The sequence below is a fragment of the Pseudomonas retamae genome (assembly GCF_043496865.1).
GTDB classification, from domain to species: Bacteria; Pseudomonadota; Gammaproteobacteria; order Pseudomonadales; family Pseudomonadaceae; genus Aquipseudomonas; species Aquipseudomonas retamae.
This window is the reverse complement of the sequence record NZ_JBIEIL010000015.1, coordinates 25217-40913: the sequence shown is the minus strand read 5'-3', so window position 1 is coordinate 40913 and position 15697 is coordinate 25217. Positions and strand designations below refer to the sequence as shown.

Sequence of the window (15697 nt, the reverse complement as noted above, 5' to 3'; positions counted from 1 at the left end):
CGGGAGAGGGCTAGGGTGAGGGGCTACATTTGAACTGACGAGAGAGACCACTTCCATGGCAACCGCTTCTGCAACCATCGACGTCCCGGCTTCAGCCGATCAGGTCTGGCAATTGATCGGCGGCTTCAACACGCTGCCCGAGTGGCTGCCGCTCATTACTGAAAGCACCCTGACCGACGGCGGACGTGTGCGCAGCCTGAAAACCGCTGACGGCGGCGTGGTGATCGAGCGCCTGCAAAGCTTCGATAACGCCGCCATGACGTACAGCTATTCGATCGAACAGGCACCGTTTCCGGCGACTGATTATCTGGCCACGCTCAAGGTCGAGGCCCAGGGGCAGGGCGCACGAGTAACCTGGTCGGGACGATTTACCGCCGTCGGCGTGAGCGACGAGGAGGCGGTGGCGCTGTTCAATGGCATCTACCAGGGCGGGCTGGACGCATTGCGCGCCAATTACCCGGCCTAGGTCACTTCGGACCGATCATTCCCACGCTCTGCGTGGGAATGACCAGACCTGTGGGAGCGAGCCTGCTCGCGAAGGCGTCAGGTCAGTCAACGTTGCTGTGCCTGAAACACCGAATTCGCGAGCAGGCTCGCTCCCACAGGATGGCCTGCATTTCAATTTTCAGGCCCGGGTAATCAGGCTCTGCCGGCAATCGAGCAGCAACTTCGCCCCGCCCAGATCGCTGCGGCTCACCTGCAGGCTGAAGCCGTGCAGGCTGACGATTGCTGCAACGATCGATAACCCAAGGCCAAAGCCGCTCTTCGGTTGCCCACCCTCGGCGCGATAAAACCGTTGGAACACCGCCTCGCGTTCCGCTTCGGGAATTCCCGGCCCCGAGTCGTGCACTTCGATCTGCGTCTGCCCACCGGCATTCACCCCGCGCAGCATGACCGTGCCGCCGGGCGGGGTGAACTTGATCGAATTGCTCAACAGATTCGCCAGTGCCTCGAACAGTAACGCCCGATCGCCATTGAGCGGCGGCAGGGTTTCCGGCATGTTCAGCTCGAAACGCAGCTCGCCTTCTTCAGCCAGTGGCAAGTAAAACTCATGCAGTTCTTCGAGCAGTTGCACCGGGTCGAGCTGCACGAAACCCGAGCGACGCTGACGATCTTCCAGCTCGGAAATCCGCAGCAAACCGCGAAACCGCGCCATCAGCGTGTCCGCTTCGGCCAGCACCAGATCCAGTTGCGCCGCTTCCTGCGAGCCTTCGCCGGCCTGTTGCTGCATGCGATACAACTGCGCGCGCAGACGCGTCAGTGGCGTGCGCAAGTCGTGGGCGATGTTGTCGCAGACACCTTTGACCTCATTCATCAGCCGCTCGATGCGCTCCAGCATCGCGTTGACGATGGCCGCGAGCATGTCCAGCTCATCGCGGCGGTTGGACAGCGGCAAACGATGGGTCAGATCACCCGCGACGATTGCCTGGGCGCTGTCCTGAATCGCCCGAATCCGCCGCAACGGCCGACGCCGCAGCAGATGCCACCCGGCCACGCCCGGCAGAATGGTCAGCGACACGCCCCAGAACAACGCATGCAAAATGATCCGCGTCACCGCGAACAACGAGCCGTTGTCGCGCAACAAAACCAGCCAGCGGCCATCGCGGGTTTGCGTGGCCACGGCATCGCAGCTGTCACTCGGCAGGGTCGGGTCGTCGGAATCGGCGCAGTCGGCGAGCATGTGAATCTTGCCGTCCAGCGGCAGGCCTTCGGGAATCTGCTGCAGCGCACCGCCGAGGTAAACGCCGTCGGCACTGAACAGGCCGTAGGCGTCGATGCCACGAATATCGAAAGTCATGCTGGCGGCGAGGGCGTCTTCCAGTTGCTCGCCACGAAAGTGCGAAAACAGGTGCTGGCGTTGCATCAGCGAGTGCTTGGCGAGGTTGTCGAGGTAGCCCGACACCTCGTAATACATGACCCCCATGAGAATCGCGCTCCAGGCCACGAACAGCGAGCTGTACAGCGCCAGCAAACGGCTGCTGGAAGAGCGCCAGCCGTCAGACGGGTTCGGCAATGACATAGCCGGAGCCCCGTACCGTGCGGATCAGCGGAACGTTGCCGGCGGCGTCGATTTTCTTGCGCAGGCGGCCGATGTGCACATCGATCAGGTTGGTGCCCGGGTCGAAGTGATAGCCCCAGACCTCTTCGAAAATCATCATCCGCGAAAGGATCTGGCCACTGTTGCGCATGAGAAATTCGAGCAGTTTGTATTCGGTCGGCAGTAGCGTCAGTACCTGGTCGGCGCGGCGCGCTTCGTGGCTGATCAAGTCGAGTTCGAGGTCAGCGACCTGCAGCGTCGTCGCTTGCGTGGCGACGCTGGTCTGGCGGCGCAACAGCACTTCGACCCGCGCGGCCATTTCGTCGGTGGCGAACGGCTTGGTCAGGTAATCGTCACCGCCAGCGCGCAAGCCACGCACGCGCTCGTCGACGTCGGAGAGGGCGCTGATCATCAGAATCGGCGTTGCCACGCCCATGGTGCGCAGGGTGGTGACAATGGCCAGGCCGTCGAGCTCGGGCAACATGCGGTCGAGGGTGATCAGGTCGTAATTGCCGCTCACGGCGCGGTCGAGGCCTTCGCGGCCATTGTCGACCCAGTCGACATCGAGCCCGTGGCTGCTGAGTTCGGCGACGATTTCCCGAGCGGTCACGGCGTCGTCTTCGATGGTCAAGATACGAGTCATAGGCAGGCCTGCGGATCGGTTCAAACGGAATGGCAGCATTTTGCCAAGAAATTCCCGTGACGCTTTAAATTAACTTTCATGTTGCTACGGCCAGTGGGCCGGTGACTGGGGTGAGTTAAACGAAACATTGATATCATCTGGCCATAATTTCTCACAGGAGTGGTGCCATGCGTAAATTCATTTGCCCTGGCTGGATGCTGATGACCGGTTTGCTGCTTGTGCTATTTGGCGCTCCAGCGTTGGCCGCCAATACTCCGTGTTCCGGGAAGAAGGGCGGGATCAATCGCTGCGACGGTGACCTGTTCCTGTGCAATGACGGCTCCATCAGTGGCTCGAAAAAGAGCTGTGCAGCGATGTTTGGCGAGCGTCAGCAGGCGCGTCCGCAGAATTTGCTGCAAAGCGACGATGGCTGCGCCTGTGGCACCGGTTCGTTTTGCACTGGCCCACGTGGCGGGGTGTATTGCCTCACGCCAAGCGGTAACAAGAGCTACAAACGCAAATAAACGCTTTTGCCAATGCAGAAAACCCGCCTTTAACATGCGCTTGTTGCATTTTGCATGGTCTGAGGAAGTTCATCTTTTCTAAGTAATTGAAAATATTGAGTTTATTTTGTGCTGACGACTGGCACGGTCGCTGCAATTGCTCCGGTGAGTACTTGTAACATCATTTTTCATGCCTGGAGCAGAACAACAATGAACAGATCTTCTGATGGATTTTATTCTGCCGTTGAAGAGTCAAGCAGCGTTTCGGGTGTGTCCTGGGGCGCAATTTTCGCGGGCGCTGCAGCAGCTGCGGCGTTGTCGATGATTCTGGTGTTGCTCGGCTTCGGTCTGGGTTTCTCCGCTGTTTCGCCTTGGGCCGGAGAGGGCGTCAGCGCCAAGGGCCTGGGTATTTCCACGATAATCTGGCTGGCGGTGACGCAGATTATCGCTTCCGGCATGGGTGGCTACATCGCCGGTCGTCTGCGAGTGAAGTGGGCGAACATGCACGGTGACGAGGTGTATTTCCGCGACACCGCTCACGGTTTCCTCGCTTGGTGCGTAGCCACACTGGTCACCGCGATTCTGGTGGTCGGCTCGGTCAGCAGCGTCGTCAGCGGCGGTGTGCAGGCCGGTGCCAACGTTGTCGGCGGTGCTGCCGGTGCGATGAGCCAGGCGGCGGGTTCTGCTGCTGCCAACACTGACAGCGATCAGTACGGCTACTTCGTCGACAGCCTGTTCCGCGACGATCGTCCTGCTGCCGTCAGCGATGATGCCGCACGCGGCACCGTGACCCGCATCTTCGCCCAGAGCCTGGCCAACGGTCAGCTCAGCCCGGAAGACCGCACCTACCTCGCACAATTGGTCGCCCAGCGAACCAACCTGAGTCAGGCCGATGCTGAACGTCGTGTCGACGAGATCTACGCCAGTACGCAGAAAGCCATCGCCGACGCCAAACTGAAAGCTCAGCAAGCCGCCGACACCGCCGCCAAAGTCGCTGCCTACACCTCGCTGTGGATGTTCGTCGCGCTGCTGGCCGGTGCGTTCTTTGCCAGCCTCGCCGCCACGTTCGGCGGTCGTCGTCGCGACGCGGTGGAATACGTCGAAGTCGACACCTACACCACGACCACTCCAGTCCGTTAAACAAGGAGCAAGACCATGCGCTCATTACTGCTGTTTTTCCTCGGCGTGCCCATCCCGATCATCATCCTGATCGCCCTGTTCGTACACTGATCCCTCTGAGGCAGGATGCCTCTGCCGCTTTCATCTTCGGGTGAAAGCGGCTTTTTCATTTAAGGCTTATAGGGTCATGTATTTGGCCTGCAAGGCAAGTAGAACTAGTATTTCTGACAGTGGCGCCGCGTGATGAAAGTGCTGGAATCGGAGCGGGAATAGACAAGACGTTTATTCACGATTGCCTCGAGTGACTGACATGAACACGCGATTGAAACCTGAAAACGCAGGTACTCTTGATCCGGCCTTCGCCGATGCGGGGAGGCTAAAGTTTCCGTTAGACGGATTGCCTGATATCGAATCAGCAGCCGTATTGGCATTGCCTGACAAAAAGACTCTGGTTGGATTTTACCCGTTTGATTTATTCGGGTCGGCCACGGTTGCCCGGTTCCACGAAGACGGAACACTGGACACTGGATTCGGCGGGGGAAAGGGGTTTGTAGTAATTGCTTTGGAAAACGCAATCATGGCGCATGTTGTCGGGCTCAGTCTCTTGCAAGATGGCGCGTGGCTGTTGCGGGGTACCTATCAACAAGCAGGCTCTGTAGAGGGGATAGCGCTCGTGCGTTGTCTCCCTGATGGACAGCAAGATCCGTCCTTCGGTGAAAAAGGTGTTTGTTACCTTCGTTTCGATGAAATGGATAAGCCTGAGCTGATTCCGCCCGGCAATGTCAGTTCAGGTCCGCGACATTGGAAGAGAGTACGGTCTTCGCGGGCAACTGCGGGATCGGGCAGTTCAGTCACAGAACAAGCGGATGGCAAGATAATCGTGGTCTCCAATGTCTTCGACGAATTCGTGAACTCGAACGGAATCATTCTTCGGCTCAACCCGGACGGATCGAAAGACAAGACGTTCAATGATCATGGGTTTGCGCTGGTTGACTTTGAAAATACATCCAATACGGCCTTGGGAGTCGCTACTCAGCCTGATGGCAAGGTTTTGGTCTGTGGAAAATATACTGACGATTCCCCGGGGCTACAGGGTGGTTACCTGATTCGTTTTGATAGTTCCGGCCATATCGATAATTCCTTCAATGATGGCCGGGCTTTCACGCTAAAGCACCGCTGGGTCGAGTTCAACGACATAGCGGTGAGACAAGGCGATGGGTGAATTGTAGTCGTAGGTGCAGGTGCTCCAATGGGCACATTACAAGGCGCCATTGTTGTGCTTAATTCCAATGGTAGTTACAACCTTGTATTCAATGGAGGCCAACCTTTGTTTGCGCCCCTGCAAGAGGCTGGCGTTCACTGGAAAAAATGCGTATCGCAGAAGGATGGGGCAATCGTCGTAGCCGGTAATGGCAGCATTCGATATATCAACGGTGGGGATACGTATATTGCAGCCCGCTATCGTGCTGACGGCTCATTGGATCCGGCGTTTAACGGAAAAGGTTTCTACGTTTTTGATGATGAAACGATGTTTTGTTATTACAAGGATATGAACGTGCTGGACGACGGGCGAATCGTTGCCTGTGGCTATTACTTGCTTGATACATGGGAATGGGTGGTATTCGGTGGGTGGGCCACACGTCATCTGGGTTAAAGCAATTAGATTGCAGCCGCTTTCACTTTAAAGTGGAAGCCGCTCTTTGCTTTCTGCGGGGCCAACGGCGAGAATCGCCGCCGGAAGTGGATTGGCCGCTTTATCTCTTTAAGGATGAACACGTTGAACAAGAAGGAAATCAAACGCCAGTTGGTGGAAATGCTCGAAGCCGGGCGCTCGAAAACCGAAACGTTCAAAGCGTTGTCGGGTGGAGCGGTCAAAGATCGCGTGTTGGCGGCGTGGATTGGGGGGCGTGCGGATCCGGCCCTCAGAGAAAAGCATTCACTCAAAGTCACTCTGCTGATCGTGTTGACCTGCATCCAGGCATTGATCGGCGCAGTCTTCGGTTTCTTTCTGTTCTATGACGCAACCCCGGTTCTGGCACTCATAATGTTGCTGATCGCCGGTGGCATCCCGTTGTTGTTTGCCTGGGGCTTCTACAAGAACGTTGCAGCCGCTTACACCGTTTACGTTCTCCTCACCATCAGTCAGGTGTCGCGCATGTTCAAAGGCTATGAGGAAGATCCGTTGTCGACTTTGATCGCCGTCGGCATCACGCTGGCCATTGTGTTCTACGCCGCCTGGATCAAATCCCTGTTGTTCCCGGACCTGGGCTTCATTGGTGCGAAGAAGATCAAAGGGCAGTTCGTTTTCTCCAACTGATCGCCGGACAATCCCACCGCTTTTACTGGCCTGGATCAATATTTCCTCTGGTGATATCGCCTAACGTAAATGATCCAGGCCTTTGCTGAGGTATGAACTACAGTGCTTCACGCGCACCTTGTTGCGCTGACAGAGTACCCGCGTCGACGGCCCACACAGCAACAATAAACGCGTCGACACGGTGTAGTGCAGCAAGGAGCTGACACCACCTCAACCGAACCTTCACGGACGAACACTGCAATGAACTGCCTAGAAAGATCCTTCGATATCCAGCCGTTGGTGCAGGCGGACATGACCGTCCACATCAACGGCCAGCCTGTCACCGCCGCCATCGGCGAAACCGTTCTCAGCGTTATTCAATCCCTCGGCCTGCGCCAGATCGCGCGCAACGACCACAACCAGATCAGCGGCGCCTACTGCGGCATGGGTGTGTGCCAGTGCTGTCTGGTGCGAATCAACGGTCGGCATAAACGCCGCGCCTGTCAGACCGTGGTGCGCGACGGCATGCAGATTCAAACCCAGGTCAATCGCATCACTGCGCAGGAGGTTGTATGAACCTGCAACCAGTGATTGTCGGCGGTGGCCCTGCCGGCATGGCCGCCGCCATCGAACTGGCCCGTCACGGCGTGCGTTGCACCTTGCTCGAAGAAGCATCGCGTCTCGGCGGCGTGGTCTATCGCGGGCCGCTGCGTGACGGCGTGCAACTGGACTACCTCGGCCCGCGTTACGCCGAAGCGCTGGGCAAGCTGCACGGTGAATTTCAGGACCAGGCCGGGCTGATCGATGTGCGCCTCAACCATCGCGTGGTCGGCGCCGAAGGCACTCGCGCGCTGGTGGTGCTCGACGACAACGAGCAACTGCATGAAATCGAATACGCACAGTTGCTGTTATCCGCCGGTTGTCACGAGCGCAGCGTGCCGTTTCCCGGCTGGACGTTGCCGGGCGTGATCATGCTGGGCGGCCTGCAATTGCAGATCAAAAGTGGCGTGGTCAAGCCACGAGGGCCGGTGATCATTGCCGGCACCGGGCCGCTGTTGCCGTTGGTGGCGACGCAACTGCATGCCTCCGGCGTGCGCGTCGCGGGCGTGTATGAGGCCTGCGCATTCGGCAAGATCGCCCGCGAAAGTCTGGCGTTGCTGAACAAGCCGCAGCTGTTCCTCGATGGCTTGAGCATGCTTGCGTACCTGAAACTGCACGGCATCCCCCTGCAATACGGCTGGGGCGTGGTCGAAGCGCATGGCGAGGGCGAGCTGAAAAGCGTCAGCGTCGCGCCGTATTCGGCAACCTGGGAACCGGACCTGAGCCGCGTCGAGCGCTCCGAAGCGCAGACCCTGGCGGTCGGCTACGGTTTTATCCCGCGCACGCAGTTGAGCCAGCAGATGGGCCTCGATCACGGCTTCAGTGACGACGGTTACCTGCGCGCCAATGCCAATATCTGGCAGCAAAGCAACGAGCCGCACGTGCATCTGGCCGGCGACATGGGCGGAATTCGTGGCGGTGAAGCGGCGATGCTCGCTGGCAGGATTGCGGCGACGTCGATTCTGCTGCAACGCGGTGTGCTGGAAGAAGAACTGGCGCGGGTGCGCCGCGACCGCTACTTGAGCAAACTCAGAGCCATCGTGCGTTTTCGTGCGGCGGTGGATCGCTACACCGAGCGCGGCGTTGGCCAGACCGCGTTGCCGGCGGCCGACACGGTGATCTGCCGTTGTGAAAACGCCACCCGCGCCGACATTGATCGAGCGCTGGAGCAAGGCGTGCAAGACATCGCCAGCCTGAAAATGCGCACTCGTGTGAGCATGGGCGATTGCCAAGGGCGCATGTGCGTCGGTTACTGCAGTGATCGTCTGCGCCAGGCCACCGGTCGTAAGGATGTCGGCTGGCTGCGTCCGCGCTTCCCGATTGATCCGATTCCTTTTTCCGCGTTCCAGTCCGTCGGCACGGAGGCCGCTGCCCATGAGTAAGTTCTACGACGTGGTCATTGCCGGTGGCGGCGTGATCGGGGCGTCCTGCGCCTATCAATTGTCCAAACGCAAAAACCTGAGGATTGCGCTGATCGACGCCAAGCGCCCCGGCAACGCCACCCGTGCGTCGGCCGGTGGTTTGTGGGCGATCGGCGAGTCGGTCGGGCTGGGCTGCGGGGTAATTTTCTTTCGCATGATGTCGGCCAATCGCAAACGCGAAACCCAAGGCGCGGCGGTGGCGGTGGATGCGAGTACGCCGCACATTTTGCCGGAGTCGTTTTTCGATTTCGCCTTGCAGTCCAACGCACTGTACCCGGCCTTGCACCGCGAGCTGAAAGACAATCACGGGATGGATTTCAAGTTCGAGCGGACCGGGCTGAAATTCGTCATCTATGACGAGGAAGACCGGCTCTACGCCGAGCACATCGTTGGCTGTATTCCACATCTGGCCGATCAAGTGCGCTGGCTCGATCAGGCCGCACTGCGCGCCGCCGAGCCGAGCGTCAGCCATGAGGCACGCGGGGCGCTGGAGTTTCTCTGCGATCATCAGGTCAGCCCGTTCCGCCTCGCCGATGCCTATATGGAAGGCGCGCGGCAGAACGGCGTGGACATTTTCGTCAACACCAACGTCACCGGGGTGTTGCATCACGGCACGCGAGTGACCGGAGTGCAAACGAGCGAGGAGGGCGTGTTCCACTGCAAGACGCTGATCAACGCTGCGGGTGCCTGGGCGGCGGATCTGAGTGAGTGGGCCACCGGGATTCGCATCCCGGTGAAACCGGTTAAAGGCCAGATTCTGCTGACCGAACGCATGCCGAAGATCCTCAACGGCTGCCTGACCACCAGCGACTGCTACGTGGCGCAGAAGGACAACGGTGAGATCCTCATCGGCAGCACCACCGAAGACAAAGGCTTCGACGTCACCACCACCTACCCGGAAATCGCCGGGCTGGTGCAGGGCGCGGTGCGCTGCCTGCCGGAACTGGCCGATGTAAACCTAAAGCGCACCTGGGCCGGGCTGCGTCCAGGTTCGCCGGACGAACTGCCGATCCTCGGGCCAATGCGGGGGGTGGAGGGGTACCTGAATGCCTGCGGGCACTTTCGCACGGGCATCCTGACTTCGGCGATTACCGGCGTATTGCTCGACAAGTTGGTGAATGACGAGCCGTTGCCACTGGATATCGCACCGTTTCTGGCGGACCGGTTTGCGGTGGCGCCGGTCAAGGAGCAACGCACGGCCGAACTGGCCTGACCTGAACGACATGATCGTTCCCACGCTCTGCGTGGGAATGCCTCAAGGGACGCTCCGCGTTCCAGCTCGCGAATGGAACGCGGAGCGTCCCGGGCTGTGTTACCACGCGGAGCGTGGGAACAATCAGGATATTAGTGTTGACGGTGCCGGCTTCTTCGCGGGCAAGCCCGCTCCCACAGGGTTAGATGGCGTACACGAAATATCGGTTCGACTCGACCACTGTGGGAGCGGGCTTGCCCGCGATGGCGGCGTGAGCTGCGCCACATTTTCAGGATTTTCGGGCTTCTTCTTCCAGCTGATCCGACTCGAACAGTTTGGCCAGTTCCGCCCGGGCTTCCTGGGCGGTCTGCAGGACTTTGGCCTCGTCGTCGTAGACCGCGTGCTGCGCCTCCAGCACCTGTTCGTCGTGATGCTTGAAGCGCTTGATCCGTGCATCGGCCTGTTCCTGGGTCAGACCGAGCCCGACCAGCGTGCGTCGGCTCATTTCCAGACTCGAATAATAGGTTTCCCGAATCGCTTCGGCGCCAATATCGACCAGGCGGTGCACGTGCTGACGGTTACGTGCGCGGGCGATGATTTTCATGTGCGGATAGAGCTTGCGCACCACCTCGGCGGTCTTGATGTTGGTGTCTGGATCGTCGGTGGCGATGACGAAATATTCCGCCTCGCCGACCTTCGCCGCATGGAGGATTTCCGGGCGCATCGGGTCGCCATAGAACACCGGCACACCGCCGAAACTGCGCGACAGTTCGATGGTTTCCACTGACGTATCCAGCGCGACGAAATTGATATTTTGCGCGCGCAGAATCCGCGCAACGATCTGGCCCATCCGGCCCATGCCGGCAATCACCACGCGTGGTGCTTCGGTATCGATTTCGCGGAATTTCTCTGGCACTTCCACCGGCTGCACTTTCGGGCTGACCAGGCGTGCGCAGAGCAACAGCAGCAACGGCGTCAATGCCATCGACAGGGTGATGGTCAATACCAGCAGGTCGTACAGGCGCGGTTCGAACAGGCCCTGATCGCGACCGATCTTGAACACCACGAAAGCGAATTCACCACCGGCCGCCAATACGATGCCGAGGCGAATCGCACTGATCTTGTTCAGGCCGCCCGCCAGCCGTCCAACCACAAACAGCAGCGGCAATTTCAGGCCGATCAGCAGCAGCGTCAGCCCCAGCACGGTGATCGGCGCACTGAGCAGCAGACTCAGATTCGCGCCCATACCGACGCTGATGAAAAACAGCCCAAGCAGCAGGCCTTTGAACGGTTCGATCTGCGCTTCCAGCTCATGCCGATATTCCGAGTCCGCCAGCAGCAGACCGGCCAGAAACGCCCCCAGCGCCATCGACACACCGACCAGATCCATCAGCCACGCCGTGCCGATCACCACCAGCAATGCGGTGGCGGTGGACACCTCAGGCAAACCGGTCTTCGCCACCACGCGAAACACCGGGCGCAGCAGATAGCGTCCGCCAATCACCACCACGGCGATGCCGCCGAGCACCTGCAGACTGTGACGGATATCGTCGGCGGTACTGGTGTGGTGATCGACGCCGGCGAGCATCGGCACCAGGGCAATCAAGGGGATCGCGGCGATGTCCTGGAACAGCAGAATCGCAAACGCCAGGCGCCCGTGAGGGCTGGTCAGTTCCTTGCGCTCGGCCAGACTTTGCAGGCCGAACGCGGTCGAGGAAAGTGCCAGGCCCAGACCCAGCACAATCGCGCTGTTCAGCGGCTGGCCAAAAACCGACAACGCCAGCACGCCGATCACCGAAGCCGTCAGCAGTACCTGCGCCAGGCCGACGCCGAACACCGATTTGCGCATCACCCACAAGCGTCGCGGCGACAGCTCAAGGCCAATGATGAACAGCAGCAACACCACGCCCAGTTCGGAAATATGCGCCACGCTCTGTGGGTTGCCGATCAGGCCGAGCACCGACGGGCCGATGATCACCCCGGCGAACAGATAACCGAGCACCGCGCCCAGTTGCAGACGTTTGGCCAAAGGCACGGTGAGCACCGCCGCGAACAAAAATACGACAGCGGCTTGCAACAGATTGCCTTCATGGGGCATGGGTTTACTCCTGACAACGGTACGGCGGGGGGCGACAAGGATAAGGGTTGCACAGACCTCAGACCATCGCATATCCAATGTGGGAGCGAGCCTGCTCGCGAAGGCGGTGGGTCAGCCACACATCCTTTGACTGATACACCGCTTTCGCGAGCAGGCTCGCTCCCACAGGGGAATTTCATTGTGGCTGTAATAACTTGCATCAAATCGTTACATTTATAACCCCTGCGCATCAATTTCCGGAAACGCCATGGCCATCAACTTCGACCTCAACGACCTGCAAGCCTTTCGCGCGGTGGTCGAGCAGGGCAGCTTTCGCAAGGCCGCTGATACCGTACGCTTGTCGCAACCGGCGCTGAGCCGGCGCATCGAAAAGCTCGAAGACGCGCTCGGCGTCAAACTCTTCGAGCGCACCACGCGCAAGGTCAGCCTGACCCAGGCCGGGCGCGGTTTCATGCCCAGCGTCGAACGTCTGCTCGATGATCTCGACGTGGCATTGCTGGGTATCAGCGAAGTGGCGTCGACGCGGCTGGGCCATGTCACCGTCGCCTGCGTGCCCTCGGCGGCGTACTACTTCATGCCACGGGTCATCGCGCGTTATCACCAGCAGTTTCCGCGGATCAAGGTCAAGGTCCTCGACTCCAGCGCCCACGATGTGTTGAGTGCAGTGGTCAATGGCGAGGCGGATTTCGGTTTGAGTTTTCTCGGCACGCAGGATGCCAAAGTCGACTTCGAACCGCTTGTGCAGGAGTGCTACGTGCTCGCCTGCCGCCGTGATCATCCGTTGGCGCAGCGCAGCAGCGTGACGTGGGACGAGTTCTATCAGCAGGATTACATCGGCCTGGACAAGACCTCCGGCAATCGTTTTCTGCTGGACCAGGCGTTGGGCGGGGTGGTGCCGCAGCGTCAGAGCATCTGCGAGACGCGGCACGTGACGACGATGATCGGCCTGGTCGAAGCGGGGTTGGGTGTGGCGGCGGTGCCGATGATGGCGCTGCCGGGGCCGGATCATCCGATCCTGACACGGGTGCCACTGATCGATCCGCAAGTGATGCGCAGCGTCGGCATCCTCAAGCGCCGGGGTCGTACGCTGACCCCGGCGGCTTTGGAACTGGAGCGGCTGGTGGTGGAAATGAAGGTCCAGCCGCCAACGATCAGCGCTTGACCGAATCCATCCCGGTGGCCTGCACGTCGGCCTGGGCGGCAGGCGCGGCGAGGTAGGCGAGCAGGGCTTTGGCTTCTTCTGGATGCTCAGCCTTGACCGGAATGCCGGCAGCGAAACGGGTCACCGACTGCACAGACTCCGGAATCTTCGCGACGAAACTTACGCCTGGCACTGGCAGTAACTCGCTGACCTGCTGGAAGCCCAGTTGATAGTCACCGCTGGCAACCACCGAGCCCACCGGGATTTTGGCGATCATCTTGGCCTTCGGCTTCAACTGCTCTTCGATGCCGAGTTTCTTGAACAGCTGCTGCTCGATGTACACGCCGCTGGCGCTGTCGGAGTACGCCACCGACTGCGCGCCGAGCAGGGTTTTCTTCAAGCCGTCGACGCTGCTGATGTCCGGTTTCGCCGCGCCTTCACGCACCACCATGCCGATCCGCGAATCCGCCAGTTCGACCCGCGAAGCCGGGTCGACCTTGCCTTGCTTGATCAATTCGTCGAGGGCGTAGCCGACCATGATCACCACATCGGCATGCTCGCCGCGCGCCAGGCGATTGGGGATCGCCTCCGGTGCCTTGCCCATCGACGGGCCGAGGCTGGTGGTCAGCGTGTTACCGCTGGCGGCGGCGAATTTCGGCCCGAGGATTTTGTAGGCGGCGGTGAAGCCACCGGAAGTCATCACGCTGAGTTCTGCGGCGTGAGCGCTCAGGTTGAACGCCAGACCGGCGAGGAGGGCGGTGACGGTAAAGAGTTTTTTCATGGCGAGTTTTCCTCAGGCCGCGACAGGTTGCAGACGACCACCGGCACGGCGGTACAGATAAAGGGTGGCGCACAAGGCACACAGCGCACCGATGCTCATCCAGTAACCCGGCGCGGCTTTGTCGCCGGTGTACTGGATCAGGAAGGTCGACATCGCCGGAGTGAACCCGCCGAAAATCGCGGTGGCGAGGCTGTAGGCCAAGGAGAAACCGGCGACGCGCACTTCCACCGGCATGATTTCGGTAAGGGCGGGAATCATTGCGCCGTTGTACAGGCCGTAAATGAACGACAGCCACAACAGCGACAGCAGCATGTTGGTGAAGCTTGGCGACTGCACCAGAAACGACAGCGCCGGATAGGTCGTGGCCAGCGCCAGCAATGCCATGGCGATCAGCACCGGGCGACGGCCGATGCGATCGGACAGCGCGCCGCCAATCGGCAGCCAGAAGAAGTTCGAAACACCGACCAGCAGCGTCACCAGCAGCGCATCGGAAGTGCTCAGGTGCAGCACGGTTTTACCGAAAGTCGGCGCGTACACGGTGATGAGGTAAAACGCCGTGGTGGTCAGCGCGACCATCAACATGCCGCCCAGCACCACGCCCCAGTTCTGGCCGAGGGTGCGGAACACTTCGCCCATGCTTGGACGGTGTTTGCGCGCGGCAAATTCTTCGGTTTCCGCCAGGTTGCGGCGCAGGAAAAAGATGAACGGGACGATCATGCAACCGACGAAAAACGGAATGCGCCAGCCCCAGTCGGCGATCGCCTGCGGTGCCATCCACTGGTTCAGGCCATAGCCGAGCGCGGCAGCGACGATGATCGCCACTTGCTGACTTGCCGATTGCCATGCAGTGAAGAAACCCTTGCGACCGGGCGTGGCGATTTCCGACAGGTATACCGACACACCGCCCAGTTCGGCGCCGGCGGAGAAGCCTTGCAGCAGGCGCCCGATCAGCACCAGCGCCGGGGCGAACAGGCCGATGGTTTCGTATCCGGGCACCAGCACGATCAATATCGTGCCGCTGGCCATGATCGACAGGGTGACGATCAGGCCTTTGCGCCGGCCGACGTCGTCGATGTAGGCACCGAGCACGATGGCGCCGAGCGGGCGCATGAGGAAGCCTGCGCCGAACACGGCGAAGGTCATCATCAGGGAGGCGAATTCGCTGCTTGCCGGGAAGAACACCGCGGCGATCTGTGTGGCGTAGAAGCCGAACAGGAAGAAGTCGAACTGTTCGAGGAAGTTGCCCGAGGTGACTCGGAAGATGGCACCGGCGCGCGAGCCGCCGTGTGGGATTGAGGTTGTCATGGTAAAGGACTCCACCGCTTTTATGACGTGCGCTACGGGAGGGCGGCGCACGGTTTTTATTGAGGTGGATGGTGGCGCAGATGTAACAATCTGTTAATTGCATTGTTGGCATGGATTGATGTTCATAGCGGATCAATGGTTTTGAGTGCATATCCGTTGCTTCGGGTGCTGCGGCTAGCGGTTTCGCCTGACGGCGACTTACTTTTTTACAAGCGCCTAAAAAAGTAAGCAAAAAACGCTTGCTCCTACGTTCGGCCCTCGCAGGCTCGGGTCCCTTCGCTCCGGGATCGATCCGGGCGCAGCGGCTACGGTTTGCTTCGCTGCACCTCCTTCCGCTGTGTACGACTTCGTCGTACGGTCGCTGCGCTCCCACGCCCGGATCAATCCCTGCGCTCAGCCTTCCGATGTCGCCGGTGACGCAAGATCAAAAGCACGCGAGCTAACGCTCATTGTTGAGTGGTTAGAAGCGGCGCTAGGCTTGGGATTTGTGGTGTGGCTGCCCCTCACCCCAGCCCTCTTCCCCTGGAGAGGGAGCCGATCTGCGTTGGCTTTGGAAATTAAGTACAACTCGGTATTGCAGG

Annotated in this window: 15 protein-coding genes; 10 read left to right on the top strand and 5 right to left on the bottom strand. The window is 60.0% G+C overall.

The genetic code is table 11. The features are described 5' to 3' along the window. The first annotated feature begins 55 nt into the window (after positions 1 to 55). Positions 56 to 466: an SRPBCC family protein gene (locus tag ACGSLL_RS24490; RefSeq protein WP_394508270.1), complete on the top strand. Its 411-nt coding sequence runs from the start codon at positions 56 to 58 to the stop codon at positions 464 to 466. A 159-nt stretch (positions 467 to 625) separates the two neighbouring features. Here ACGSLL_RS24490 and ACGSLL_RS24485 read toward each other — a convergent pair whose 3' ends face one another. Both ACGSLL_RS24485 and ACGSLL_RS24480 read right to left on the bottom strand, forming a co-directional pair. Next, positions 626 to 2020 (bottom strand): sensor histidine kinase, encoded by a 1395-nt coding sequence (locus ACGSLL_RS24485; RefSeq protein WP_394508269.1) that lies wholly within the window; start codon positions 2018 to 2020, stop codon positions 626 to 628. Continuing rightward, on the bottom strand, positions 1998 to 2681 hold the full coding sequence (locus ACGSLL_RS24480) for a response regulator transcription factor (protein ID WP_203418544.1): 684 nt from the start codon (positions 2679 to 2681) through the stop codon (positions 1998 to 2000). Before ACGSLL_RS24480 ends, ACGSLL_RS24485 begins: the two co-directional genes overlap by 23 nt. A 167-nt stretch (positions 2682 to 2848) precedes the next feature. Between ACGSLL_RS24480 and ACGSLL_RS24475 the strand changes: the two genes are divergently transcribed. From ACGSLL_RS24475 to hcnC, 8 genes are all read left to right on the top strand, one after another. Then, positions 2849 to 3184: a YdcA family protein gene (locus tag ACGSLL_RS24475; protein WP_394508267.1), complete on the top strand. Its 336-nt coding sequence runs from the start codon at positions 2849 to 2851 to the stop codon at positions 3182 to 3184. Positions 3185 to 3373: 189 nt separating this feature from the next. Further along, positions 3374 to 4303, top strand: coding sequence for a hypothetical protein (locus ACGSLL_RS24470; RefSeq protein WP_394508266.1), 930 nt, complete (start codon positions 3374 to 3376; stop codon positions 4301 to 4303). 289 nt (positions 4304 to 4592) lie between these two features. Next, positions 4593 to 5504, top strand: a complete 912-nt coding sequence (locus ACGSLL_RS24465; RefSeq protein ID WP_394508265.1) for a hypothetical protein — start codon at positions 4593 to 4595, stop codon at positions 5502 to 5504. 27 nt (positions 5505 to 5531) lie between these two features. Further along, positions 5532 to 5936 (top strand): delta-60 repeat domain-containing protein, encoded by a 405-nt coding sequence (locus tag ACGSLL_RS24460; protein ID WP_394508264.1) that lies wholly within the window; start codon positions 5532 to 5534, stop codon positions 5934 to 5936. Positions 5937 to 6059: 123 nt separating this feature from the next. Beyond that, positions 6060 to 6599 (top strand): hypothetical protein, encoded by a 540-nt coding sequence (locus tag ACGSLL_RS24455; protein ID WP_394508263.1) that lies wholly within the window; start codon positions 6060 to 6062, stop codon positions 6597 to 6599. A 240-nt stretch (positions 6600 to 6839) separates the two neighbouring features. Continuing rightward, positions 6840 to 7154 (top strand): cyanide-forming glycine dehydrogenase subunit HcnA, encoded by a 315-nt coding sequence (gene hcnA, locus ACGSLL_RS24450; RefSeq protein WP_090284264.1) that lies wholly within the window; start codon positions 6840 to 6842, stop codon positions 7152 to 7154. Continuing rightward, positions 7151 to 8560, top strand: coding sequence for a cyanide-forming glycine dehydrogenase subunit HcnB (gene hcnB, locus ACGSLL_RS24445; RefSeq protein WP_394508262.1), 1410 nt, complete (start codon positions 7151 to 7153; stop codon positions 8558 to 8560). The genes hcnA and hcnB overlap by 4 nt, the downstream gene beginning before the upstream one ends. Next, on the top strand, positions 8553 to 9812 hold the full coding sequence (gene hcnC, locus ACGSLL_RS24440) for a cyanide-forming glycine dehydrogenase subunit HcnC (RefSeq protein WP_394508261.1): 1260 nt from the start codon (positions 8553 to 8555) through the stop codon (positions 9810 to 9812). Before hcnB ends, hcnC begins: the two co-directional genes overlap by 8 nt. Before the next feature lie 268 nt (positions 9813 to 10080). Here hcnC and ACGSLL_RS24435 read toward each other — a convergent pair whose 3' ends face one another. Next, positions 10081 to 11889 carry a monovalent cation:proton antiporter-2 (CPA2) family protein gene (locus tag ACGSLL_RS24435; RefSeq protein ID WP_394508260.1) on the bottom strand — a complete coding sequence of 603 codons (1809 nt, stop codon included), beginning with the start codon at positions 11887 to 11889 and terminating at the stop codon, positions 10081 to 10083. 247 nt (positions 11890 to 12136) lie between these two features. On the opposite strand from ACGSLL_RS24435, the gene ACGSLL_RS24430 reads away from it, so the two are divergent. Then, positions 12137 to 13051, top strand: a complete 915-nt coding sequence (locus tag ACGSLL_RS24430) for a LysR family transcriptional regulator (protein ID WP_394508259.1) — start codon at positions 12137 to 12139, stop codon at positions 13049 to 13051. Here the strand turns inward: ACGSLL_RS24430 and ACGSLL_RS24425 are convergent. Together ACGSLL_RS24425 and tcuC are read right to left on the bottom strand one after the other, a co-directional pair. Beyond that, positions 13041 to 13811, bottom strand: coding sequence for a substrate-binding domain-containing protein (locus ACGSLL_RS24425; RefSeq protein WP_394508258.1), 771 nt, complete (start codon positions 13809 to 13811; stop codon positions 13041 to 13043). The two genes, ACGSLL_RS24430 and ACGSLL_RS24425, sit on opposite strands and share 11 nt — an antisense overlap. 12 nt (positions 13812 to 13823) lie before the next feature. Next, entirely contained in the window at positions 13824 to 15116 is a 1293-nt protein-coding gene (gene tcuC, locus ACGSLL_RS24420) for an MFS transporter (RefSeq protein WP_394508257.1), read from the bottom strand. Positions 15117 to 15697: the final 581 nt, after the last annotated feature.